2 protein-coding genes are annotated in these 4,777 nt (G+C 49.3%); one reads left to right on the forward strand and one right to left on the reverse strand.

All coding sequences use genetic code 11. From position 1 onward, the window contains the following. Positions 1 to 118: 118 nt before the first annotated feature. Positions 119 to 2,146 carry an alpha/beta hydrolase family protein gene (locus VIM87_RS28965; RefSeq protein WP_332000357.1) on the reverse strand — a complete coding sequence of 676 codons (2,028 nt, stop codon included), beginning with the start codon at positions 2,144 to 2,146 and terminating at the stop codon, positions 119 to 121. A gap of 133 nt (positions 2,147 to 2,279) precedes the next feature. On the opposite strand from VIM87_RS28965, the gene VIM87_RS28970 reads away from it, so the two are divergent. Continuing rightward, positions 2,280 to 4,574, forward strand: coding sequence for a DUF5703 domain-containing protein (locus tag VIM87_RS28970; RefSeq protein ID WP_332000358.1), 2,295 nt, complete (start codon positions 2,280 to 2,282; stop codon positions 4,572 to 4,574). The last annotated feature ends 203 nt before the right edge of the window (positions 4,575 to 4,777 follow it).

Consider the following 4,777-nt stretch of genomic DNA (forward strand, 5'->3'; position numbering starts at 1 on the left):
CGAACAAGCTGCGAGGCTTACAATGATGGTGCTATACAGCAAAAAAGATTTGACAGACATTGACTGAGATCAAAAGATGAAAAATATTTTATACTATGGTGTAAACCTAACGGCACTGTTATGGAAAAGCAAACCGCTTATCAATGATCCGCAGCAGGTCCGGCACATCGTAATACCGCAAAGCATCCGGTATTACACAGCTGTACCAGTTCTTTTGCAGCACCTGCTGAATGATAGTGGTAAAAGAAGCCAGGTGATCCGCCACCTGCAGGTATTTGATGCGATCGTCCACCACAGCGGCATGCAGGGCTACGAGGGCGCACATACCGGTGGCATGTACAACTACCTCGCTTTGCCGGAAAGCAGCATCTGTTTGCAAATAATCCAGCAGGAGCTGCAGGTCTGTTACGCGCTGCCCAAGAAGCGGCCGCCCCAGGTGCAGCGATGACATTACATTGCGGTATTCTTTATTATAGAACTTGGCATTGTTAAATTCAGGCCGGTCGGCTGTTTCACCGGTACCCCGCAGATCGGGCAGCAGGATGGCATAACCTTTTTGCAGGTACGATTGTAACAAAGCTGTGCTATCCAGCAAGGCGCGTTTGCCATCATCCTGTAAACAGATCACTACTTTTTTGATGGCCTGTTCCTGCGGGCGGATGAGCAAAAATGGCAAAGGCGGTTCATGAGCGCTGCGCAACAGCTTCCTTTCTATTTTACCTAAGGGGTGTGAGAAAGCGCCGGTATCTTCTACCTGTACTTTTTCACGGGTGGTTGTTAATGCTAATAGTTGTTGCAAGGTATCTGCCAGTGCTTTTCCGCTGAGTTGCTTCCGGCTGCCAGCTAATGCTGTAGCGGTTTGCAGGAAATGCTGCTGTAGCGTAAGCTCATTGGGCATGCTGTTATTCAGCTCCCCGGTAGTGGTGCAGTTCAGGTCTGCTGCAGGTAATATATTGAGCGTACCTTCTTTTACCGGTGCATCATCTTTATAAAACCATTTACGGAACCAGCGTACAGCAGCTTCCCGCTTGGGTTGGGAAATGCCATGGCCATCATCTACCGTTACCAATTGCACCTGATCTGCAGCATTTAAAGTTGTATAACATTGTTTGGCTTCGTTGTAAGCCTGCACCGCACCGGTATAATCTACAAAATCATAGCGGCCGGATAATATTAATAAGGGCTTGGGCGCCAGCAGGTGCATGTAGTCAGCTATTTCGATGCCCTGTTTACCTTCATCAGGTATTTGCACACAGCCATCCAGCGGACCGGCCAGCTCAAATGTTCTTTCGCGGGAAGTAATATAGCTGCATACTGCCGCCACCTTGATGCGTGGCTCAAAGGCCATGAAGTAAGCGGTTTGCGTACCGCCGCCGGAATTGCCTAAACAACCTATACGGGTGGTATCCACTTCCCTGCGGGATAAGAGGTAGTCCAGTCCGCGCTCATTATCCCATAGCTCGTAAGCCGCTACGCTGGAGCCTACCAGGGCAGCTGCTGCATTTAATAAGGTATGTTCAGTAGTACCGCCCCTGGTTAAAGGTTTACCGCTACTATCTGTAAGCTGGTGACGTTCTCCCTGCGAAAGGGGATCAATGATCAGCACCACAAAACCATTTTTTGCAAGCAGTATAGCGGTTTGCTGGTATGAGGGTGTGGACTTGGCCGTGGCCTCGTGCCCGCAAAACAGCAGCGCAGCAGGGGAAGGACCTTTGCCTGTTGGTATGTATAAGTTGGCAGTTACATGATGCTGCGGAAGGCTTTGGTAAATGATCTTTTCAATTCGGTAACCATCCTGCTGCAGCGTGCCTGTTACAAGCGGCTGCAGCGGTGTTCTTTGCGGTAAGGGACCTAATAATTTATGGTAAGCTGCCTGCAACTGCTGCTGGTAATTGCGTACTCCCTGCGGGGATTGCAGAGCCGTTTGCAGACGGGTATTGCGTAATGCGTATTGCTGGTGCATTTGCTGCATCAGGTAAGTATTGAGCATTTCATCTGCCCGCCAGTCAATGATGTTAGTGGATTGTTGGGCATGCAGGGGAAATGCCCACAGGCATATAATGCCAATGGCAATTTTAGTATAACTGTATAAGTAACACTTATTCGACAACAGCTGTGTAAAACGGTAAAGTCCCCGTACTTTCATCAACATGGAATTTTAGATCTCCGCCAGGGCGTTCAAACTACAGAATTATACAGGTAAATTAGTAATTTTTTACGCAAACGTTGCCGGAGCAAGCGTTTAAAAATGTTCTGTTAACTTTGTCCGCTTATACAATATGTACCAGGGTTTTCGCAACATATTACTTTGCCTGTTGCCGGTTATATGCGTTCTTAACACACAGGCGCAGCAGCCGGAGCTGGATGCCTGCAATATTACCTGGACCCGCCAGAGCCGCAGCTCAGCCGAGTCTATGCCCTGCGGTGGCGGCGATATAGGCCTGAACGTGTGGGTTGAGAAAGGGGAGCTATTCTGCTACCTTTCCCGCAGCGGCGCGTTTGATGAACATAACATTATGCTCAAGCAGGGGCGCCTGCGGGTAAAGCTTACACCCAACCCGTTTGAGAACGGTACACAATTCCGGCAAACCTTGCATCTGCGGCAGGGTTATGTTGAGATCAGTGGGAGCAAAGGCCCGCTGCAGGCAAACATCCGGGTATGGGTAGATGTTTTCCACCCCCTGATACAGGTGGAGGTAAACAGCAACCAGCCTGTAAAAGCCACTGCGCGTTATGAGAGCTGGCGTACCCAGGACCGCTTATTATCGCCGGGTGAGCTGCTGGCCTCTTCCGGTTATAAAGGAAGCACTATCCCGGTAACAGCCTATCACGATAGTATTGCTTTTCATGAAAACCAGGTGCTGTTCTGTCATCGCAACCGGGATGATAAGCTGATCTTTGATTTTACCGTACAGCAACAGGGTTTGAATACGATAAGGTCCCAGCTCTGGAATCCGCAGCGGGGGCTTACTTCGGGAGGAGCAATGTGGGGCAGTAACATGCAGGCCGCTGGCACAGTAACCGGCAAATACCAGAACACGCCCTATACTGCCTGGCAGCTGCAAAGCAGGCAGGCGGCACGTAAGCATACTATTAATGTACTGCTCCATGTGGATACTATTAACTGGCACCAGGGTTTGCAGCAGCAAATAGCAGCAGCTGCCGGCAGCAGCTTTGAAAAAACGCAAGCCTGGTGGCAGCAGTACTGGGACCGGAGCTTTATTTTCATTCAGAAAGATACCAACACCGTTGAATGGCAAGCCAGCCGTAATTACCAGCTGTTCCGTTATATGCTGGGCTGCAATGCCTACGGCGCCTACCCTACCAAATTTAACGGCGGGCTGTTTACTTACGATCCCGTGTTTGTAAATAAAGCTGCTCCTTTTTCACCGGATTACCGGCGCTGGGGCGGCGGCACCTTCACCGCACAGAACCAACGCCTGGTATACTGGCCCTTGCTGAAAAGCGGCGACTTTGACCTGATGACCGCGCAGTTTGAATTTTACCGGCGGGCATTGCAGAATGCCGAAGCGCGTACCCGTTTTTACTGGGGACATGCAGGCGCCAGCTTCACAGAACAGATGGAGAATTTTGGCCTGCCTGCTGCCAGTGAATACGGCTGGAACCGCCCACCTGATTTTGATAAAGGCGTAGAATACAATAAGTGGCTGGAATATGAGTGGGATACTGTGCTGGAATTTTGCCTGATGATGCTGGACTGGGAGCGTTTCAGCGGGCAGGATATTTCAAAGTACCTGCCGCTTATTGAAAGCTGCATTACCTTTTTTGATGAGCACTATCAATACCTGGCTGCCTTACGCGGCGGTGCTGCGCTGGATAGCAACGGACACCTGGTGCTGTATCCCGGTTCCGCTGGAGAAACATACAAGCTGACTAATAACTCCGCAACTACCATTGCGGGTTTGTATACTGTTACCAGCCGCTTGCTGGAATTACCTATTGCAGATAGCACACGTACAAAGCTGCAGGCTTTCTTAAAACGCATACCGCCTCTCTCCTTCCGTAACATGCAGGGACATACGACTATTTCACCGGCGCAGTCCTGGCAACGGATCAATAACCAGGAAACGCCGCAGCTGTATCCTGTTTTCCCTTATGGCATGTATGGTATTGGCAAACCCGGGCTGGATACGGCACGCAACACCTGGCTGTATGATACAGATGCCATAGCACGCCGCAGTGCAGTGGGCTGGAAACAGGATAATATTTTCTGTGCACGTTTAGGCCTTACTAAAGAAGCGGCTTATTACACATTGGAAAAACTGAAAAATGGTCCTAACCGTTTTCCTGCTTTCTGGGGGCCTGGTTTTGACTGGACACCGGATCACAATCAGGGTGGATCCGGGATGATAGGATTGCAGGAAATGCTGCTGCAAACGGATGGGAAACATATTTATGTTTTTCCTGCCTGGCCGGTTAAATGGGATGTGCATTTTAAACTGCATGCACCGTATAAGACAACGGTGGAGGGTATTTTGAAGGATGGAAAGATTGTGAAGCTGGAAGTGGTACCGAAGGAAAGGGAGAAGGATGTGGTGGTGATGGTGGAGTAAAAAATCTAAAAACCACCCCCATCTCGTATGTAGTCCATATGCAAACTCAATAGCAATATGGAAAGTAAAAAGCGCGTATTGAATAACAATCATACAAGCAGATTATTCAAAGATATTATTTTACTCATTGAGCAAAGCCGCCAGCAGGTTGCTTTAACAATCAACAGCGAGATCACCTTGCTGTATTGGAAAATAGGAAAGAT

It is taken from the genome of Chitinophaga sp. (assembly GCF_036569125.1).
In the GTDB taxonomy this organism is placed as follows: domain Bacteria; phylum Bacteroidota; class Bacteroidia; order Chitinophagales; family Chitinophagaceae; genus Chitinophaga.

Coding starts and splice junctions, on each gene's coding strand:
- VIM87_RS28970 (WP_332000358.1), top strand. CDS start 2,280: ATGTACCAGGGTTTTCGCAACATATTACTTTGCCTGTTGCCGGTTATA.
- VIM87_RS28965 (WP_332000357.1), bottom strand. CDS start 2,146: ATGAAAGTACGGGGACTTTACCGTTTTACACAGCTGTTGTCGAATAAG.